The organism is Sphingobacterium sp. UBA3519 (genome assembly GCF_002377215.1).
Lineage (GTDB): Bacteria > Bacteroidota > Bacteroidia > Sphingobacteriales > Sphingobacteriaceae > Sphingobacterium > Sphingobacterium multivorum.
Genome location: NZ_DFPI01000009.1, coordinates 57,912 through 77,837 on the forward strand (window position 1 = coordinate 57,912; position 19,926 = coordinate 77,837).

The 19,926-nt window shown below is 39.0% G+C and carries 18 protein-coding genes; 12 read left to right on the top strand and 6 right to left on the bottom strand.

Annotated features, from left to right (window positions below; all coding sequences use genetic code 11):
• Positions 1–106: 106 nt before the first annotated feature.
• A complete protein-coding gene (locus B3297_RS03945) occupies positions 107–1,018 on the top strand; it encodes a LysR family transcriptional regulator (RefSeq protein ID WP_236560271.1) in 912 nt (303 codons plus the stop codon).
• An 80-nt stretch (positions 1,019–1,098) separates the two neighbouring features.
• On the opposite strand, the gene B3297_RS03950 is transcribed toward B3297_RS03945, so the two are convergent.
• A complete protein-coding gene (locus B3297_RS03950) occupies positions 1,099–3,615 on the bottom strand; it encodes a TonB-dependent receptor (RefSeq protein WP_070566029.1) in 2,517 nt (838 codons plus the stop codon).
• A gap of 224 nt (positions 3,616–3,839) precedes the next feature.
• On the opposite strand from B3297_RS03950, the gene B3297_RS03955 reads away from it, so the two are divergent.
• Complete coding sequence (locus tag B3297_RS03955) at positions 3,840–4,976, top strand: serine hydrolase domain-containing protein (RefSeq protein ID WP_070566031.1); 1,137 nt, start codon at positions 3,840–3,842, stop codon at positions 4,974–4,976.
• 164 nt (positions 4,977–5,140) lie between these two features.
• Here the strand turns inward: B3297_RS03955 and B3297_RS03960 are convergent, their stop codons facing one another.
• Both B3297_RS03960 and B3297_RS03965 read right to left on the bottom strand, forming a co-directional pair.
• Entirely contained in the window at positions 5,141–5,665 is a 525-nt protein-coding gene (locus tag B3297_RS03960) for a glutathione peroxidase (RefSeq protein WP_286778459.1), read from the bottom strand.
• 11 nt (positions 5,666–5,676) lie between these two features.
• A complete protein-coding gene (locus tag B3297_RS03965; protein ID WP_070566035.1) occupies positions 5,677–6,543 on the bottom strand; it encodes an N-acetylglucosamine kinase in 867 nt (288 codons plus the stop codon).
• Between the two features lie 320 nt (positions 6,544–6,863).
• On the opposite strand from B3297_RS03965, the gene B3297_RS03970 reads away from it, so the two are divergent.
• On the top strand, positions 6,864–8,609 hold the full coding sequence (locus tag B3297_RS03970; RefSeq protein WP_070566040.1) for a M61 family metallopeptidase: 1,746 nt from the start codon (positions 6,864–6,866) through the stop codon (positions 8,607–8,609).
• Between the two features lie 58 nt (positions 8,610–8,667).
• Here B3297_RS03970 and B3297_RS03975 read toward each other — a convergent pair whose 3' ends face one another.
• On the bottom strand, positions 8,668–9,168 hold the full coding sequence (locus B3297_RS03975) for a hypothetical protein (RefSeq protein WP_070566042.1): 501 nt from the start codon (positions 9,166–9,168) through the stop codon (positions 8,668–8,670).
• 260 nt (positions 9,169–9,428) lie between these two features.
• On the opposite strand from B3297_RS03975, the gene B3297_RS03980 reads away from it, so the two are divergent.
• Together B3297_RS03980 and B3297_RS03985 are read left to right on the top strand one after the other, a co-directional pair.
• Entirely contained in the window at positions 9,429–11,195 is a 1,767-nt protein-coding gene (locus B3297_RS03980) for an AMP-dependent synthetase/ligase (protein WP_070566044.1), read from the top strand.
• Between the two features lie 35 nt (positions 11,196–11,230).
• Positions 11,231–12,235: a YihY/virulence factor BrkB family protein gene (locus B3297_RS03985; RefSeq protein WP_070566046.1), complete on the top strand. Its 1,005-nt coding sequence runs from the start codon at positions 11,231–11,233 to the stop codon at positions 12,233–12,235.
• Positions 12,236–12,237: 2 nt separating this feature from the next.
• On the opposite strand, the gene B3297_RS03990 is transcribed toward B3297_RS03985, so the two are convergent.
• On the bottom strand, positions 12,238–12,924 hold the full coding sequence (locus B3297_RS03990; protein ID WP_070566050.1) for a hypothetical protein: 687 nt from the start codon (positions 12,922–12,924) through the stop codon (positions 12,238–12,240).
• Between the two features lie 63 nt (positions 12,925–12,987).
• Positions 12,988–13,599: a WbqC family protein gene (locus B3297_RS03995; protein WP_070566052.1), complete on the bottom strand. Its 612-nt coding sequence runs from the start codon at positions 13,597–13,599 to the stop codon at positions 12,988–12,990.
• Between the two features lie 87 nt (positions 13,600–13,686).
• On the opposite strand from B3297_RS03995, the gene B3297_RS04000 reads away from it, so the two are divergent.
• The 7 genes from B3297_RS04000 (at position 13,687) to rplI (ending at position 19,880) form a co-directional block, all read left to right on the top strand.
• On the top strand, positions 13,687–14,553 hold the full coding sequence (locus B3297_RS04000) for a lysophospholipid acyltransferase family protein (RefSeq protein ID WP_070566054.1): 867 nt from the start codon (positions 13,687–13,689) through the stop codon (positions 14,551–14,553).
• Positions 14,550–15,581, top strand: coding sequence for a glycosyltransferase family 2 protein (locus B3297_RS04005; RefSeq protein WP_070566056.1), 1,032 nt, complete (start codon positions 14,550–14,552; stop codon positions 15,579–15,581). The genes B3297_RS04000 and B3297_RS04005 overlap by 4 nt, the downstream gene beginning before the upstream one ends.
• 119 nt (positions 15,582–15,700) lie before the next feature.
• Positions 15,701–17,725, top strand: a complete 2,025-nt coding sequence (gene ligA / locus B3297_RS04010) for an NAD-dependent DNA ligase LigA (RefSeq protein ID WP_070566058.1) — start codon at positions 15,701–15,703, stop codon at positions 17,723–17,725.
• Positions 17,726–17,762: 37 nt separating this feature from the next.
• The gene (gene dapA, locus B3297_RS04015; RefSeq protein ID WP_070566060.1) at positions 17,763–18,641 is read left to right on the top strand and encodes a 4-hydroxy-tetrahydrodipicolinate synthase; all 879 of its coding nucleotides are present in this window, start codon (positions 17,763–17,765) and stop codon (positions 18,639–18,641) included.
• 148 nt (positions 18,642–18,789) lie between these two features.
• Complete coding sequence (gene rpsF / locus B3297_RS04020; RefSeq protein ID WP_046671750.1) at positions 18,790–19,158, top strand: 30S ribosomal protein S6; 369 nt, start codon at positions 18,790–18,792, stop codon at positions 19,156–19,158.
• Positions 19,158–19,421: a 30S ribosomal protein S18 gene (gene rpsR / locus B3297_RS04025; RefSeq protein ID WP_028071347.1), complete on the top strand. Its 264-nt coding sequence runs from the start codon at positions 19,158–19,160 to the stop codon at positions 19,419–19,421. Before rpsF ends, rpsR begins: the two co-directional genes overlap by 1 nt.
• A gap of 15 nt (positions 19,422–19,436) precedes the next feature.
• The gene (gene rplI, locus B3297_RS04030) at positions 19,437–19,880 is read left to right on the top strand and encodes a 50S ribosomal protein L9 (protein ID WP_046671751.1); all 444 of its coding nucleotides are present in this window, start codon (positions 19,437–19,439) and stop codon (positions 19,878–19,880) included.
• Positions 19,881–19,926: the final 46 nt, after the last annotated feature.

A 19,926-nucleotide genomic window follows, 5' to 3' on the forward strand; every position in this document is an offset into this window, starting at 1 on the left:
ATAGATTCCCCCTACAGCTGTATCTTACAGTCCATCGGGCATTTCATCCATTAATTTTTAATAATTTAAAGGTAGGACTAACTGGAATTCATTAAAAATATTTATTTTGTCATCAATTCATACCAAAAAAGTATCGATGGAAATCCGACATCTCATTTATTTCAAAACAGTAGCCGAAGAGCTTCATTTTGGCCGAGCAGCAGAACGCTTATTTATGTCCCAGCCCCCATTAAGCCGGCAGATTAAAGATCTAGAAGACGAATTGGGTGTTATTCTTTTCTTCCGGACCAACAAACGTGTCGAGCTAACTGAAGCAGGTAAATACTTTTTGGAGGAAGTGTTAGAGATTCTGCAGAACATAGAGCACAGCAAAACGATCACCAAACAGATTCACAACAATATCTCCGGAGAATTCAAACTAGGCTATATCAGTTCAACACCAAAAAAGATGCTTGCCACAGTATTGAAGCAAATTCAACAAAAGTTTCCATACTTAAGGGTTAGTCTTTTTGAAACTTCGACACAGAAGCAGAAGCTGGCGTTGGAAAATGGAAAATTGGATCTAGGCATCATGCGCGCTCCAATTTATTCAAATGAATTGCTGACCACTCCTCTTTTCGAAGACCCTATGGTGATTGTAGGTCCTTCACAGGTGGAATTTAATGCGATCAACTTTTTTAATGAAAGTTTCATTTCTTTCAATCAGAAATACGCCTCCGAATATCACCGGCTTGTTATTAACACCTGTAATCGCATGGGCTTCGAACCTAAGATTGTACACCAGAGCAATTCGATGTCTTCCATCCTTGAGTTGGTAGCACAGGGGTTGGGCCTGGCAGTCGTCCCCTATTCCACCATCAAACAATACCCGCATTTAAACCTAAAAATCATGAAGCTTGAAGATATGGATAGCAAAACAGAAGTGATCCTGGTCTCTAATATAAAAAGTAAAAACAGTGCATTAGGCGAATTTATAGCCTGTATCCAGAAAGAGTATATTGATTTCAATGCGTCCTAAAGGGGCATCTATTGAAATTCCAGCATAAAAAAAGGAGTCAGCATGTTGCTGACTCCTTTTTTTTGGATCGAAGAGCAATATTACCTCTTCTCGAATTTATACGCTAGCGTTGCCATAAAACTACGCGGTGGAATCGGATTCACACTATAGTTTTCATGGATATAATAATTAAACGCGTTGGTAATATTGGATAATTTACCCAAAATACTCCAGTTTTTATAAGCATAACCAGCGGAGAAATCTATGGTCGTAAATGGACTAACAGAGATCAGACGATTGAGGCCATCGCGTACATTGATCTTAGTATTATTCCAACCTGCATTACGTCGACCTGTATAAAATGCGGAAAAACCTAATTTCAGTCCTTTAACTGTCCCATTTTGAATGGTATAAAACACGGTCCCATTAGCCGTATGTGCTGTGGTTCCTACCAGACGTACATTTTCTTCGTTCCCAGAAATTTCAGTCACTTTCTCCTTACCATCAACGATGGTTGTATAACTTGAAATCGGATTGGTTTCGGTATAACGCATATAATTGTAGGAATAACCTGCAATTACATTCAGTCCTGGGAGTAAGGTTCCAGTAACATCAACTTCCAATCCGCTTGAAGCCGTCTTTCCAGAAAATTCTTTCATATTTGCATCGCTATTGCTTGTTCCATTCGGAAGCACCAATAACTGTTGGGCAAAGCGATTGTTGTTAATTCTATACCAAGCAACATTTGCGGATAACCTACCGTTGAAAAAGTCATTTTTCACACCGGCCTCATACTGATCGATGATAGAGGGAGCCATCGGTTGGTAATTCACATCATATCCCGAATTCGATGTAAAGTTATTTGCATAAGTGACATAGACACTTGATGAGCGGATCGGCTGATAGATCAATCCAAATTTAGGCGACCATGCTTTATCCACTTTTGCTCCAATCGGATTTTTTTGACCATCTAGATTAATAATCTCTTCCGATTGATTCGTCGCATAAGTATACTTTTCCGAATTCGGTGTACGCTGATACGTGTAGCGAATACCAGCCAACACTTTAAATTGTTCAGTAACTTCTATTAGGTCCTGAAAAAATACGCCATAACGAAAGATATCCGTCGTTGTTTTGGTCAATAAATCCGCTTGTGGCATATCTGTCCGAAGTCCATTTCCCGAAGCCAAATGCTGCGCAGTTTGCGAGGGATTAAAGACATAAATAGAATCGTATACACCGCCCACATTTTTAGATGCATCAATTTTATAGGCATACGCATTTGAATGCGACTGATCGGCATCTGCTCCCACCAAGATCTTATGCTTGATCGCCCCTGTTTTTACAGTTCCTGTTAGATTCAATTGCTGATTGGCTGTAAACTCATTTGATTTGGATCGGGTTAAATTCCGTGGAGCAATTCCATTTTTATTCGCTTGAATCCGATCTGATCCATAGTAATCACGATCGTAGGTTTGGTAACTTGCTATTGCGTTTAAATTCCATGAATCATTAAACTTATGGTTCAAATTGATCTGCCCGTTTGAGGTATTTGTTCTGTTGAAAGCAAAAGGCACATTCATAAAAGTGTTTCTTCCAACTTCATTATTCAACTTACCATCCACGGTCCCCATTCCAAAGTCCGGCGTAAAATCACTTTTTAAGTAATCGAATGTAAAGTTGAGATCAGTTTTATCGGATATTTTATATAAAACAGAAGGATTTACATATGTACGTTTTGATGTGACCTGATCCCTAAAGCTACCCGCTTTTTCATAAGTTCCGATAACCCGGAATGCAACCTTATTGGAGATTGGACCATACACATCTACTGTTGGTTTATAAAAGTCATAACTTCCTACACGCATTGACGCTTCGCCTCCATAATAAAATTTAGGCTTTTTCGTCACTAGGTTTACAACGGCCCCACCAGATACAACGCCATACAACAAAGCAGAACTTCCTTTTAAAATCTCGACAGATTCTAAGGTGCTCGCCTCAATCGAACCTCCATTATTGGTTCGCGCGCCATTCTTAAATATATTATTTCCGCCTAAGCTATAGCCCCTTGCGTAAAAATTTTCGTTGACCCCACCACGGTTCGCTCCCATCGCGACACCGTTTGCATTTTTTAGCGCGTCGCTCAGGCGATTAACCTGTTGATCCGCAATTACCTGTTCGTTTATAATTTGTACACTCTGCGGCAAATCCCGGTCAATAATCCCTGCTTTACCCACATTCACTGTTTTGCTGTTGTGCGAGTTGTAGCCCACGACTTCCACTTGTTCCAATTGAGATTCAGAAATATTCAAAGCAACATTCACGGCCATCGCCTTTCCATTTTTAACCTCTATAGTACGCTCCTCGACTCCATTTCCGATACTTTTGATCCGAATAGTATAGGTTCCATCCGGAAGATTAGAGAAATGGAAGCTTCCATCACCTGAAGTCGAAGTAGACCTACCTAAAGAAACTATGGTTACTGTAGCCGATTCAATTGGTGCACCATCTTTGGTTTTAACACGGCCATGTATCCCCTTACTTTGCGCCGATGCATCCAAATGAATTGCTCCTACTAATCCTAGACTTAAAACAAGTCCTAGAAAAGTTCTTTTCATGTTAATAAATTGTGAGTTCGTAAAAATTATTTGTCGGCGCAAACATACGATATTATTTTATTGTTTAGAATAGTTTTAAATAAAAATAGTTTATTACGCTAATAAAGCATGATTGAGCTGTATAGCAACTATGATATGCTGCACGGATTCATTGTAACTATTTCTATTATTCATCAGTATTTCCTACATTTATACCAGAACTAACATCCCAACTAATCAATCCAATGAGAAAGTATAAGCTCCTACTCGCCGTCTTTATTTATCTATTCGTTCCCACAGTTTTGCTTGGCCAGCACACACAGGTTGATCATGATCTTACAGAAATTATGCGTCGCTATAATGCCGTAGGGCTCAGTGTGGTCGTCGTCAAAAACAATAAAATTGAGTATCACAAAAATTATGGTTACAAAAACTTGGAAACCAAAACGCCTCTCGGAGAAAATGACCTCTTTCGGATTGCTTCGATTTCAAAGTCATTCACCGCAACATCATTGATGCAATTAATAGCGGATGGCCGATGCAAACTCGACGACGACTTCGGGGATTTGATAGGTTTCCCAATCAGAAATCCGAATTTTCCAGGCAAAAAAATCACCGTCCGGATGATCCTTTCCCATACCTCCAGTATCAATGATAAAAACGGTTACTTCAACCTAGATGTCATCAATCCATCCAAGAACCCCAATTGGAAAGATTCCTACAATCTTTATGAACCCGGCACACAATACCAATATTGTAATCTCAATTTTAATATGGCAGGAGCTGTTCTGGAGAAACTGACCAATACACGCGTCGACAGCTATATTGTTAACCATATCCTCAAACCGCTCAACCTATATGGTGGTTATTGTATCGACTCTTTGGACCAAAGAAGATTTGTTCCTTTATATTCCTTTGATGCTAAAGGTACACCGCATGAAGAACCCAGTGCCTATAATCCACGTCGGGAGGAACTCAATCAGTACATCTTGGGCTATAGCACTCCTGTGCTCTCTCCGACAGGTGGAATGAAAATATCTGCCTTAGATTTAGCTAAATATATGATGATGCATATGAATTACGGCCATAGTCAGGGAAAAAACATCATCGATAAAAAGTATGCGAAGATTATGCAGACCGCTGTAAATAAGGAATCGGGCTATGGATTAGCTATGATGAATAATTCTAAAATTATACCGGGGATTACTTTGACAGGCCATACGGGTTCGGCTTACGGGCTTTATAGTGCACTATTTTTCAACCCTGCAAAGAAATATGGCTTTATTGTCATTACAAACGGCTGCAATATTCCCGACAGCGATGACTTCAACCCTTTGCTTGAAGACTGCATTAGCGCCCTGTACGATGCTTACATTGAATAGGCAACGGCTTACATCAAATAGGCAAAAGTTTAATAAATAAACGAAAGCCAAACCCATCAAATAGAGCCTTGTCCCGGTTTATGGCAAAACCAGGAGCCTTCGGATCAACTGGACAATAACAAAGTAAAAAAGCTGCNNGCAGCTTTTTTACTTTGTTATTTTTACTATTTCTTGTTTTCCACCCAGTTTACAATAGCAGGGTCCAGCGGATTCGTCGCAGAACGGAAACGATGGACAAGTTTGCCGTTCTCATCAATCAAAAACTTTTCAAAGTTCCATTTGATATCACCTTTAAAATCTGGGTTCTCCTGAGCGGTCAAATATTTAAACAAGGGTGAAATTTGATCTCCTTTTACATCGACCTTTTCGGCCATTAAAAAATCAACACCATAATTTTGTTCACAAAACTCTTGAATCTGCGCATTTGAACCCGGTTCCTGTTGTCCAAAATTATTTGCCGGAAAGCCAATAATAACGAGCTTATTGCCATAGGTCTTGTGCAATTCCTCCAAATCTTTGTACTGTTTTGTGAAACCACATTTTGAGGCAGTATTCACGATCAATATTTTCTTCCCCTTGAAATCGGACATTTTCACTTCTTGCCCTTTAAGTGTCGTAAACTTAAAATCATAAAAGTTGGGATTGCCAAATAACATTGACATATACACCATAATAGTTGCAATAATCATATTTAATTATTTTAAAGACTTAACAATGAATTACTTTCTCTTTCCAATACCGCATCAAAAAGCTCGTTGATAGGAGATTTTAAAATGGTCCCTACCTGTATCTGATGTGCTTCACAGACTTCCCGCAAGATTAAATCAAAACTATACGCAATAGAACCCACAAAGTGACATGCATATTTATTATAGTCTGGATAGGTCAAAATCGAAGCTTGAACAAATTCTTCGAATCCACTCTTTACCAGATCTATAATATAGGGATGGGTAATATTATCGGACATGAACGGCGCAAAAGATGCTAAGAAAGCATTTGGACGTTCTTTTTGATAAACATTTTTGATGACAATCTCTTTATTGATTCTGTATTTGTTCGCAAATTTTTCGTTCAGATCTTTCGGCATACGGCCATATAGGAAAAGCCTGACCAGGTTTTTTCCAAAATATGCCCCCGACCCCTCATCACCTAATACGTAGCCATTTCCATTATGTGAGGGCATAAGCTCCTCCCCGTCAAAAAAACTCAAATCAGACCCCGTCCCCAATGTCGCTACATAACCTTTTTTATTACCACAGGTCGCTAAGGCACTACCAAAAAGATCGTTCTCAACAGAAATGTAAGCGTTTTCGAATAAGGGTGTCAATGCATTTGAAACCATTTCCCGACGATCGGGCGTAATGCATCCCGCACCAAAAAAATACAACTCAGTAACTTCATCGGCATAGGGAATAATTTCGGGTATTTCCTTAATAACACGTGTGATTTCCTTTTCATTCACAAAAAAAGGATTAAGTCCATTTGTACTGAATGAGATAGGCGCACTATCTGGCAATTCCAACTTCCAATCCGACTTTGAAGAGCCGCTATCAACAACTAAGATCATACAAATTCTTGATTATTTTCCCCCTATAAACTACTGTATCAAACTTAGCAAAAATTCTGATAAAAAACAGATTTTTTGCTTCATCTCCCCAGCCCAATTAAAACCGTCGTTTTATCCAAAGCAGCAATTTTGCCATCGAATTATACCTCATTTCTTAAATAAATTTATGTATATTGGAGGATACTATCAGCTGCTTCCTGTCATCATNNATGATGACAGGAAGCAGCTGATTCATAATTGTAGAACCAACAATCTTTTTTTTTGTTTGGTTAAGCGTACGATACTTGTAATTTTGTAAGCTCATACTAAAATCATCTTTCATGGACAGTGACCCTTTCAACATACCCGAAATACATTTTGAGGTATCATTTTCAGAAGCACAAGCTCATTACATCGAAGTAAAAATGAGCATCACAAAGCTCAACCAGCCTTATGTCGATCTAAAAATGCCAGTTTGGTCTCCTGGATCTTATTTAATTCGTGAATATGCTAAAAATGTAGAACGATTTCGATCATTTGACAAAACAGGAAATACGATTTCCTATCAGAAAATTTCAAAAAATACCTGGCGAATACCCACAGAATCTTTGGATCAAATCGAAGTAATCTACGCTGTATACGGTTTTGAAGTTTCTGTGCGTACCAACTTTTTCGATAGTGATCATGCTTTTATTGTGCCTACGGCAACTTTCTTTCATATCGATGGCCGTATAGACAGTCCTTCAACAGTCAGCATAGCACTAAAAGATTCTTGGGCAAGTATATCAACAGGACTCGAACAAATTGAAGAACATAAGTTTTATGCACCAAATTTTGACGTATTATACGATACGCCCATAGAAGCGGGTAACCAAGATGTCTGGAAATTCCAAGCTGCCGGTGTCGAGCATGAATGCGCCATGGTCGGAGGTGGTAGTTATGATAAAGACCGTCTGACGAAAGATATCACACGTATCGTCGAAGAGGAAACCCGCATCTGGGGTTCGAACCCCAATGAGCGATATGTCATTATTACCCACAATTACCAATCTGGAGGTGGAGGCCTAGAACATCTCAATTCAACAGTATTGGGAGCGTCGAGGAATGCGTATTTAAATGAGACAAGCTACAAAAACTATTTGAGTCTCGTTGCGCATGAATATTTTCACTTATGGAATGTCAAGCGCTTACGTCCAAAAGCATTAGGACCGTTTAATTACGATGGCGAGAACTATACCACAGGCCTCTGGATCATGGAAGGATTCACTTCGTATTATGATAATTTAATTATTAAACGCTGTGGATTTTATCATGAAAAAGAGTACCTCGCTTTGCTAGCTAACGATTTCAATATTGTACTGAACCGACCGGGTCATGCGATACAGTCTGCCGCAGCCTCAAGTTTCGATACCTGGATTAAATATTATAGGCCTGATGAAAATTCGATGAATTCAGGAATTTCCTATTACAACAAGGGGGCAATGCTGACAGCATTGTTGGATATTAAAATTATCGCTGCTACAGAAGGTCGACTAAAATTGGATGATGTTATCCGTGAGGCTTATGAGGAGTTCTACCTAAAACTTGATCGCGGATTTGAAGAAAATGAATTGAGAAGCCTTGCTGAACGCATCGCAGGCACGTCGTTAGACGACATTTTCAATGCTGCCCATCAGGACGGAGAACTGGATTATAACGATTATTTTAATCTCGTTGGTTACGAAATTGTGGATACCAATATTGATAACAACACATTGACATTCGGCATTACGACCAACAAAGTGGATGGGTTAATTTCGGTAGCAACAGTGGAAAAAGGCTCTGGTGCGTATGACGCCGGATTGAATGTAAAAGACGAACTGATTGCAATTAATAATAACAGGCTCGACGTGAAAGACAAGGAAATTGATTTCATTGTTCAACATGCCAAAGAGGGGGAAACATTAAACTTCCTGGTGGCACGAGATGGTTTAGTGCGTGAAATCCCTGTTCAGATCAGAAAGAGCAATAAAAAGATCTATGAAATCCGTCCGCTCAAAGAACAAACCTTTTTACAGGAATTGCTGGGTAAAATCTGGATGGCATAACACGAAAGTACTAGTATTAAAATTAAAAAAGAATAGCGGGGTCTCCCGCTATTCTTTTTTAAAATTTATATCTTACCGAAAAACCGATCGGATCAAATAATTTGATACTGGATTCGTTTAGAAAATCGAAATAAGGTTTTACATCCAATGAGATCTGAAATGGAGCTTGGGGAATATTATATTCAATACCAACAATACCGTCGATACTTAAATTGAGTTGTGAGTCAAACGAATGACGTTGACCATCTATAATTTTATCTTTCTCTTTATAAGAGCCTACGCTACCACCGAAACCATAATACCAATTGAATCCTCCAGTCAATGGTTTATAGATTTCATATAAACCAACAACGCGGAAACGGCGGAAATCAGAATTGCTCTGAATGCTCATGATAGCCTCCAATGCATGGTCCGAGTTAAGCGTATGACGATATGTAATTCCCTGAGCAGACCCAAAACGTCCACCAATAGCACCCTTATTGTCCAACTGAGCCATAGCTCTATTGGATAATGCTCCAAACATCAGCATTCCACCGACAGCCAAAAATATTTTTCTCATAAAAATCGTACGCTTTTTTGCTTTACATTTTTTTCAAACATAGATAAATTGCTTTTTATATGCAATATATTGCAGTGCACATAAAAACTATTTACCAGAACTTCCCCTATGAAGGACCTTTTCAATAGGGTAAATATCCACTACAGCTATAACGAAACAATGTTTAATTTGTTATGACAATAATCCCGAATTATCCAACTTTATTTCTGTATATTTAGATCAATACAGCATGTAGTAGTAACCAAATAAACTCAAGTGATATGGGCAGAATTTTTGACTTTATAACCTTATATAAAGAAAAATACGCAAAGGACATCATGGTGGCAGGTCGAGATGGAAACGGCCAGTGGAAAACGTATTCTACCAAAGAGTACACCGACGCGATTGACACCTTAAGCAGGGCGTTACTTAAACTAGGCCTCAAAAAAGGTGATCGGGTCGGAATCATGTCCGGCAACCGTCCCGAATGGAATTTAGTTGATTTTGCCTGCAATCAAATCGGTCTCGCAACTGTTCCCCTCTATCCCACATTATCTGCACAGGATCTTTCATTTATCGTGAATGACTCGGATGTCAATGTACTCTTTGTCAGCAACAGCGAATTGACAGACCGTATTGAACAAGCGATCAGGGAGCACGGTATACACCCACAACTGTATACTTTTGATGCCATTGAAAATTATACCCAGCTAAAAACATTCATCGAAACAGCAAAAGATGACTCAACTGATCTAGCTCCGCTTCGTGATGCAGTCACAGAAGATGATCTGCTAACCTTAATTTACACTTCAGGTACCACAGGACGTCCTAAAGGCGTATACTTGTCCCACAAAAATGTATACAGCAACGTCTTGGCCTGCAATCATCTCATCCGATCAGATTTCAAAACGGCGCTAAGCTTTCTTCCGCTATGCCATATCTTTGAACGCATGGTAGTATATATGTACTATTCGAAAGGAATCCAGATCTATTTTTCGGAAACCTTAGACAATGTCGTTGCCGATATCAACGATGTCAAACCGGATGTCTTCACCACAGTACCGCGTGTACTGGAAAAAGTATACGATAAGATTATTGAAAAAGGGAAAGCCTTAACGGGATTAAAAAAGAAAATTTTCTTCTGGGCTGTTGATCTCGGACTGAAATTTCAAGAACCTGAACGAAATGGACCGCTTTACAATCTCAAACTTGCGATTGCTAGAAAACTCATATTTTCCAAATGGCAAGAAGCTCTTGGCGGAAATATTAAAATTATCGTGTCAGGTGGCGCTGCCCTTCAAGAACGTTTAGCGCGTGTATTCTGGGCTGCTGGACTTAAAGTGCTCGAAGGTTATGGGTTAACTGAAACCTCTCCCGTAATTGCGGTAAACTCGTACTTACCCAATGGATTGAAATTTGGGACGGTAGGGAAACCCCTCAAAAACTTAGAAGTTAAAATTGCTTCAGATGGCGAAATCCTTGTCAAAGGTCCTAGTATCACGACTGGCTATTATAAAAATGAAGAAGCCACGAAAGAGGCTTTTGACGATCATGGATTCTTCAAAACAGGCGACATCGGAGAAATAACATCCGATGGTTTCCTTAAAATCACCGATCGAAAAAAGGAAATGTTTAAGACGGCAGGTGGTAAATATATTGCCCCCCAATCCATTGAAAACAAACTCATGGAATCTACATTAATCGGACAAGTCATGGTTTTCGGAGAAAATAGAAAATTTCCTGGAGCCTTGATTGTTCCTGCATTTGATGTGCTGTCAAAATGGGCAAGCCAAAAAGGTATTTCCAGTGGTTCAAACGAAGAAATCATCAAAAATCCAGAAGTAATCCAAAAATATCAGGAAGAAATTAACCGATTATCTACTAACTTTGGGCATTGGGAAATTGTCAAGAAATTTATTCTTCTTCCAAAGGAATGGACAATCAACGACGGTCAATTGACACCAAAATTGAGTTTAAAACGAAAAATTATTTTAAAAGAGAACGAAGCCGTAATCGACAAATTGTATCAGGAACAAAACCAAGAATAGCAATTTGCACGATTATTGGGGCTGATCATCTTATTATGAAGCACGTTACACTACGAGATTTATTTACACTCGCCTACTGGAAAAACATTTGGCATGTCTTAGTTGATGCCTTTAATGGATTCAATGATGACAAATGTATGAAGAAGAGTGCTTCATTGGCTTACTATACCGTCTTCTCCATCGGCCCACTTCTTATGATTGTGATCTGGTGTATCGGCTTCTTCTACGGAGAACATCTTCAGAGTGGATCTTCGGCGCAGGATCAGGTGTTGGAGGAAGTCATGGTTCTTTTTGGACAGGATGTAACAACGCAGATCCAGTCCTATCTTCAAAAGATAACTTTCGAGAATAAATCCAATATGGGGATCACGATAGGTATTGTTACATTGATTCTCTCCTCTACGACCTTATTCGTTGATATACAAGACTCCATAAACAATATCTGGAAAGTAAAACCGAAACCCAAAAAAGGCTGGTTAAAATTAATCATCAATAGATTGATTTCTTTTTCCATCGTGATCGCCTTGGGCTTTTTACTAATTGCTTCACTCATGATCAATGGAGTTATCGTTGCCGTGACCAATTTAGTTATGACCTATTTCCCCTTTATTCCCATTGCGCTTATCTCGTGGGTAAATACAGGCATCACTTTCTCGGTCATTGTCATTTTATTTGGCTTTATCTTTTCTTTCCTTCCCGATGCCAAAGTAAAATTCAGAGACATGCTCGGGGGAGCAATTTTTACAGGTTTACTTTTCATGTTAGGCCGGTACGGCATTTCAATCTATCTGAATCTCTCTTCCACAGCCAGCTTTTATGGAGCCGCAGGATCGATAATTGTCATGTTATTATGGATCTACTATTCGGCTGCGATATTGTATTTTGGGGCAGAATTCACCAAGTTTTATGCCATTAAATTTGGCGCGGGCATTGTGCCTTCCACATTTGCGGTAGCGGTTGAACAGACGGAAAAAGTTAAAAAAACAGGAAGCGACGCCGAAGCACATGTTGGAGACACCATTCAGGTCTTAAAACAATAAATTTATTTTTTGTCTTTTTTACCACTGATGGAACCGTCTATACCGATGACGTCAATGACTTTGTCTCCAATCTGCGTGATATCGGATTTTAACCCGATCATGACGGTAAAAATATTAACAGGCCTATCCTGTATCTTCCTAAAATTATGGAGATAACCAAGCTCGAGCCCTAAAAAGAAGCCATTAAATTTGTAATCTGCGCCAGCCCCCAATTTACTGGAAAAATTCAGATGATTTTTATTCTCCATCTTGACGAGCTTTTGATCTGCTAGCACACGCGCTCTCGGCTCACTCGCCAGACCAACGCCAGGCCCAGCAAAACCGTAGATATTCAGTCTACGCATCTGTTTCCTAATCCCGCCCGAGAATGAAAAAGTATAGAAATTCGTATTGGCATCTTCTATGCGGTATTCGAAATCGGGATCAATTAAGGGTTGTTTGTACTTAAATGAAAGTGTATAAAGCGTGGGGGATACAAAAAACATAGAATTTTTCAGGGATATATCTAAACCAATACTACCCGAAAACTTTGGCGAAAGTATATCTTTGGTTTTCCCGATCGGAAAACCCATTCCGGTTGTACCCCAATAGTAAACTTTTCGATAATGTATCGTATCAACGCCGCCCTGAGCCCGTATAGAGCTCCAACACAAAGAAAGAAGGAGAAAAGTAAAAAAGAATTGTTTCATTTAAATGCGTTCAATATTGAATAACAACAATATTAAACGCATTTTGTTCAAAAAATCGTCCGACTATAGATAACTTTTTGATTGCGGCCCTTGGTTGAACAACAAATCGATAATACTCAAATCTGGGTAAAATCCATTTTTATCAGAGAAAACCTGATAATATTCTTTTGGATCAGGCCATATACTTTCTTTTTTGGGATGTATAAGGTTGCGGAAATCGATCGCTTCTAACGGCTCGGCCACATACGCTTCTGTAAACCCTATTGTTCGTTTAAGTTTGATTGATTTTAGAATAAGCTCCAGCTGGGCCACATTAAAATCGACGAGATAGTCATATTTACCTTCGTAAAACCGTATAAAATCATCCTCATAATACTCAAAATATGCAGAACTCCGGTAAGCGGTCTGTATACTTAACCAGTGTAAACGTTGCCAGTTAAATTCATAACTTATCCGAATATCTTTCATGGGAACTCGTTCTTTATTGCCATGTTGAATGGGTACGATCAAATCCTGCACACCATTTGCTGAAGCAATGCGTGCCCGCGTACGATAGCTCTGCTTTTGAAAATGCTCGTATTTCTCGATGAACAAAGGAAGATTATGCTCTTGTATTGTATGAAAATAAGATATTGGTGGAAGATAACATGCCGGAAGTAATAACTGCGATTCCATAAAAACTGATGATTTTTGTTATAAGTGACGCAAAAATAACTTAAATTAAGGATATTTGTAAAGAACACTGGGAATTTTAGCTATAGCATGAAACAAAAAGCGTTAAACGCATTAATCTATATCATCTCTCTTCTCCCCTATTGGTTTCTATATTTGATCTCCGATGGGCTTTATTACATACTCTACTATATGATTGGATATAGGAAGAATATTGTATTTCAAAACTTAAAGAATGCTTTTCCAGAAAAAACGGATAAAGAACGCCTGGTTATCGCCAAAAAGTTTTACCGTTTTTTCCCGGATCTCCTTGTCGAATCGATCAAATTGAAAACGATTACGGCTGAGGAAGTCAAGAAAAAGATGACTTTGGAAGATGTAGAAGAATTGACGAGACACCTCGAGGAAGGCAAAAACGTAATCGGGGTGACTTCACATTATGCCAATTGGGAGCTTGGTATTCACCGTTTGAGTTTAATCACAAACTTCCCTACACTGATAGTATACAAACCACTCAACAACAAAGACATTGACACGGTGTACAATGACATGCGGGGACGGTTTGGCGCCGAAATGGTACCAATGAAACAAATACTCCGTCATATCGTCAAGTTGAAGGGCCAGCCCAATATCAGTATACTCGTTGCGGATCAAACACCGCTGTATTCGGATTCCGATTATTTTATTAATTGGCTAAATCAGGAAACATTGGTCTATACAGGAGCCGAAAGACTTTCTAGAATAAGTAAAGCACCTGTGGTCTATTGTTATATCGGAAGAAAGCCCAAAAGAGGGCAGTATTTCTGTAAATTCGTTACTTTAATCGAAGATCCAAGTGGCTTTGGCGAGCATGAAATTACCGATATACACAATCAATTTGCTGAACAGCTTATTCGTGAAAACCCAGAATATTGGTTATGGTCACATAATCGCTGGAAAAGAAAACGTAGAAAATGAGTAAATTACCCAAAGTAGCTGTCGTTATCCTCAATTGGAATGGTCGATTTTTCCTGGAAAAATTTTTGCCATCCGTATATAATAGTTCGTATCCGAATGTCGAATTTGTCATTGGAGACAATGCCTCCGATGATGATTCAATTTCATTTGTGAAACAGTACTATCCGACGATTACTATACTTGAAAATGATAAAAACTATGGCTTCGCAGGAGGTTATAACAAAATACTGCAGCGTGTAGATGCTGATTACTATGTACTCCTGAATTCGGATGTCGAAGTGAGCCAAAACTGGATTGAACCCGTGATTGAATACTTGGAAAGAAACCCTTCCCTGGCAGCAGCACAGCCCAAAATACGTTCATTTCATGACAAGCAGAAGTTTGAACATGCCGGAGCCGCCGGTGGCTATCTGGATTACTTTGGCTTTCCATTCTGCAAAGGGAGAATCCTACATGAAGTAGAAGATGATGCGGGACAGTACGATAAGGAATCTGAGATCTTTTGGGCATCTGGAGCTGCGCTTTTTATTCGCTCAAAAGCCTGGAAGGAAGCAGATGGCCTTGATGAAGATTTCTTTGCTCATATGGAGGAAATCGACCTGTGTTGGCGATTAAAGAAAATGGGCTACGGCATAGGTTATTGCCCTAAATCTGTTGTTTATCATGTTGGTGGAGGAACCCTCAATGCAAGTAATCCCAAAAAGACTTACCTCAATTTTAGGAATAATATGGTCATGCTGCAAAAAAACCTTCCGTTAGGCAAAGCCATATGGATTATTTTCATCAGGCTTTGGTTTGACTTTGCTGCCCTTGCTAAGTTTCTGATCGACAGAAAACCTAAGGATGCTTGGGCAATCAGTCGTGCGCATCAGTATTTCTTCTTGAATATTTTCAAAAATGCTAAAAAACGAAAAAAATACAAGGCAAAAGAAAATACAAAAGGGCATTACAGAAAATCAATTATCATTGATTTTTACACAAATAACAAACATAAATTTTCACAGCTAAATCCAGAGGATTTTAAATAGCATATTATTTTCCCAAAACACAAAATGCAGAAAACCGCATTTTAAAAATAAAGCAGTCATTACAACAAGATTCTTTATTTATTTTATTTAAACGTACTTTTTATTTGTAATTTTGCAAAATGTTGGTGATGGATATTGAAAAAAAGATAAAAGACTTAACGGCAGAGCTCAACCATTATAACTATCAATACTATGTATTGGCGAACAGTGTTATTTCGGACTACGACTTCGACCTCAAATTAAAGGAACTCGAAGCGCTGGAAGCTCAATATCCCAACTTTGCCGACCCCAACTCCCCTACACAGCGTATTGGTGGAGACATTACCTCCCGATTTCAAACGGAAAAACACCGCTGGCCAATGCTTTCATTGGGCAACACATACAATCAGGAGGAATTACTTGACTTCGACCAGCGGATCCGCAAAATCATCGGCGATCAGTTCGAGTATGTTTGTGAATTAAAATTTGACGGTTTATCCATCAGCTTGACTTATGAAAATGGCTTACTAAGTAAAGCCGTTACACGCGGGGATGGTACACAAGGCGATGTTGTCACCAACAACGTTAAAACGATTCGTTCTATCCCGATCAAACTCAAAGAAGGAGATTATCCAGATCAATTCGAAATACGAGGTGAAATATTTATGCATAAATCAGCTTTTCTCCGCCTGAATAAGGAACGAGCCGATAATGAGGAGCAAACCTATGCCAACCCAAGAAATTTCGCTTCTGGAACCATCAAACTCCAAGATTCTGCTGAAGTTGCCAAGCGCCCATTGGACTGTTTCCTTTACTTTTTGTACTGCGACAACAGAACAAATCTATTTCACGATCATTGGAATAGCTTAAACCATGTCAAAGACTGGGGATTCCACGTCAGCGAGCATAGCAGAAAATGCAGTACATTAACCGATGTTTTTGCATTTATTGACTATTGGGATGTCGAACGTCACAACCTAGGATATGAAATTGATGGAATCGTTATTAAAGTAAATGATTACGCACAACAGGAAGAGCTTGGCTTTACGGCCAAAAATCCACGTTGGGCAATATCCTATAAATTCAAAGCCGAGCGTGTAGAAACCATTCTTAACTCGATTAGTTATCAAGTTGGACGTACCGGCGCTGTTACACCTGTTGCCAATCTTCAACCTGTACAGCTGGCAGGCACAACCGTAAAACGCGCTTCCTTACACAATGCAAATGAAATCGCACGTCTCGACCTACACGAAGATGACACTGTTTTTGTGGAAAAAGGGGGCGAAATTATCCCTAAAATAATTGGGGTAAACCTCGACAAAAGGTTATCGGGATCGACAAGTTTTGTCTACCCGACTTCCTGTCCGGAATGTGGCACAGTACTTATACGGCAAGAAGGGGAAGCAGTACACTACTGCCCGAATGAAACTGGATGTCCGCCGCAAATTGTTGGCAAAATGCAACATTTTATCGGACGAAAAATGATGGATATCGAAGGAATGGGAGATGAGACCGTGGATACTTTCTTCAAGAAAGGTTTGCTACACAACATCGTTGACATCTATGGCCTGAAAGACCATCAAGATGACCTACAACAACTGGAACGTTTCGGTCAAAAATCAATCGATAACATGCTCAATGGCATTGAAAAATCCAAAGAAAAACCCTTTGAAAAAGTTTTGTTTTCGCTTGGAATACGTCATGTCGGCGAGACAATTGCAAAAAAATTGGCGCAGCATTTCAAAAATATTGATGCGCTAGCCCAAGCCTCAACAGAAGAAATCGAAGGAGTACAAGATATTGGACGCCGTATCGCGGAGAGCGTCAAAGAATACTTAGACAATCCAATTCATCAACAACAGATTGTTGCACTGCGGAATTATGGCTTAAATTTCGAAATTGAGGAAAAGGAGATTATCCTGGCGAGCAATTCACTTGAAGGGAAAACTTTTCTGATTTCCGGTGTATTTGCAGAACATTCACGTGAAGAGCTGGCAGCTGTAATTGAAAGCAATGGCGGAAAGATGTTATCTTCCATTTCTGCCAAACTAAGCTATCTCGTGGCAGGAGATAAAATGGGACCGTCCAAACTAGCGAAGGCTGAAAAATTGGGTATCCCGATGATTAATGATCAAGAACTATTTGAACTCATTAATCCCAAGTAAGTTTTTTTAATTAAATTTATATAAATACAAAAACAAGATGAACGAGCTTCACGGCGCAGGAGTAGCATTAGTCACTCCTTTTAACTCAGATGAATCTGTTGATTTCGAAGCATTAGGTCAGCTAATTGACTTGCAAATCAACGAAGGTATGGATTATTTGGTTTCTTTAGGTACAACTGGAGAAGTTGCCACTTTAACCAATGATGAACGAAAGCGCATCTGGGATTTTACTGTCAAGCGCGTGAACGGTAGACTACCCTTGGTTGCTGGAATTGGTGGAAATAATACAGCCGAAATTGTGGAGCAAATTAAAAACTTTGATCCAACAGGTTTTTGCGCAATTCTATCGGTATCTCCTTACTACAACAAACCAACACAAGAAGGCATTTACCAGCATTATAAGGCTGTTGCAAGCGCCTCTCCACTTCCGGTTATTTTATACAATGTACCTGGACGTACGGGTAGCAATATAACAGCACAGACAACATTGCGACTGGCCAATGATTTTTCGAATATCGTAGCCATCAAAGAAGCTTCCGGCAATTTTGCACAATTCAGCGAAATTCTACGGGATAAACCAGCAGAATTTCTATTGATTTCCGGAGACGATCCGGTTACCTTGCCGATGATGTCGCTTGGCGCTGCTGGTATCATTTCAGTGATCGGAAATGCGTTACCGAAAAAGGTAGCCACATTAGCGAAGTTATGTGCTGAAGGCAATTATGCCGAAGCTAGATCAATACACAATGAACTTCTTAACATCACAGATCTATGTTTTATTGAAGGAAACCCAGCTGGTGTAAAATACATTCTGCAGGAATTGGGGATTGGAAAAGATCAATTAAGGCTTCCTTTAGTGCCTATTAGCGAAAAAATCCAGGCAGCTATCAAAGAAGAATTAAAGAAATTGAACTAAGATATAGTCGAATTTGTTTGAGAAAAAGTTTAGATTCCAGGAAAGGGTCTAAACTTTTTTATTTCAAAGCATTGCAACATAACAATATAATAACTACCTTTGCACTTCCACAAAAGTGGAATTTTAAATAACAAAATTAATTAACAAAATGCAACAGTACGAATCTGTAATCGTTCTTACCCCGTTGCTTTCTGATGATGCTGCGAAAGAAGTAATCGCAAAATTCAAAAACATCTTAACAGAAGGCGGAGCCGAGATTGTCGCTGAAGACAATTGGGGTTTGAAAAAATTAGCGTATCCAATCCAGAAAAAAACTACTGGATTTTATCACTTAACTGAATTCAAGGCTCCAGGTGAATTAATCAATAAATTAGAGGTTGAATACAAACGTGATGAGCGCATTATGCGTTTCTTGACTGTAAGCTTAGACAAACATGCCAAAGCATACAACGAGAAAAAACGTAGCGGTGCATTCAACAAAAAAGCTGAAACTAAAACTGAGGAGGGCGCAAACTAATGGCTAACGAAAATATCCAATACGTAACTGCTCCTAAAGTAGAGGACAACCGTAAAAAATACTGTCGTTTCAAAAAGAATGGTATCAAATATATCGATTATAAAGATGCTAACTTTTTGATGAAATTTGTAAATGATCAAGGTAAAATCTTACCTCGTCGTTTAACTGGTACATCTTTGAAATTTCAACGTAAAGTAGCTCAAGCTGTTAAACGTGCTCGTCACATCGGCTTATTACCTTACTTAGCTGATGCAATTAAATAAGGAGGACGATAGAGAATGGAAGTAATTTTAAAACAAGATATCAAAGGCTTAGGTGAGCAAAACGATATCGTTAATGTAAAACCAGGTTTCGGTCGTAACTACTTAATCCCGCAAGGATTTGCTATCCAAGCGACTGAATCTGCAAAGAAAGTTTTAGCTGAGAACATCAAACAAGCTCAGTTCAAACAAGAAAAAATCAAAAAAGACGCTACTGAATTAGCAGGTAAATTGGAAGCTATCAAACTTTCAATTGGTGCTAAAGCAGGTGAATCTGGTAAAATCTTTGGTAAAGTAAACAGCATCCAAATTGCTGATGCGTTGAAAGCAAAAGGTTTTGATGTAGATCGTCGTCGTATCACTTTCGAAGTTGAACCTAAAGAATTAGGTGAATACATCGCTAACTTAAACTTACACAAAGAAGTGAAAGTTCAAGTTCCTTTCGAAGTAATTGCTGAATAATTCAGTTTATTTAGTCAATAATATAAAGAAGCTGTCTCAAATTTAT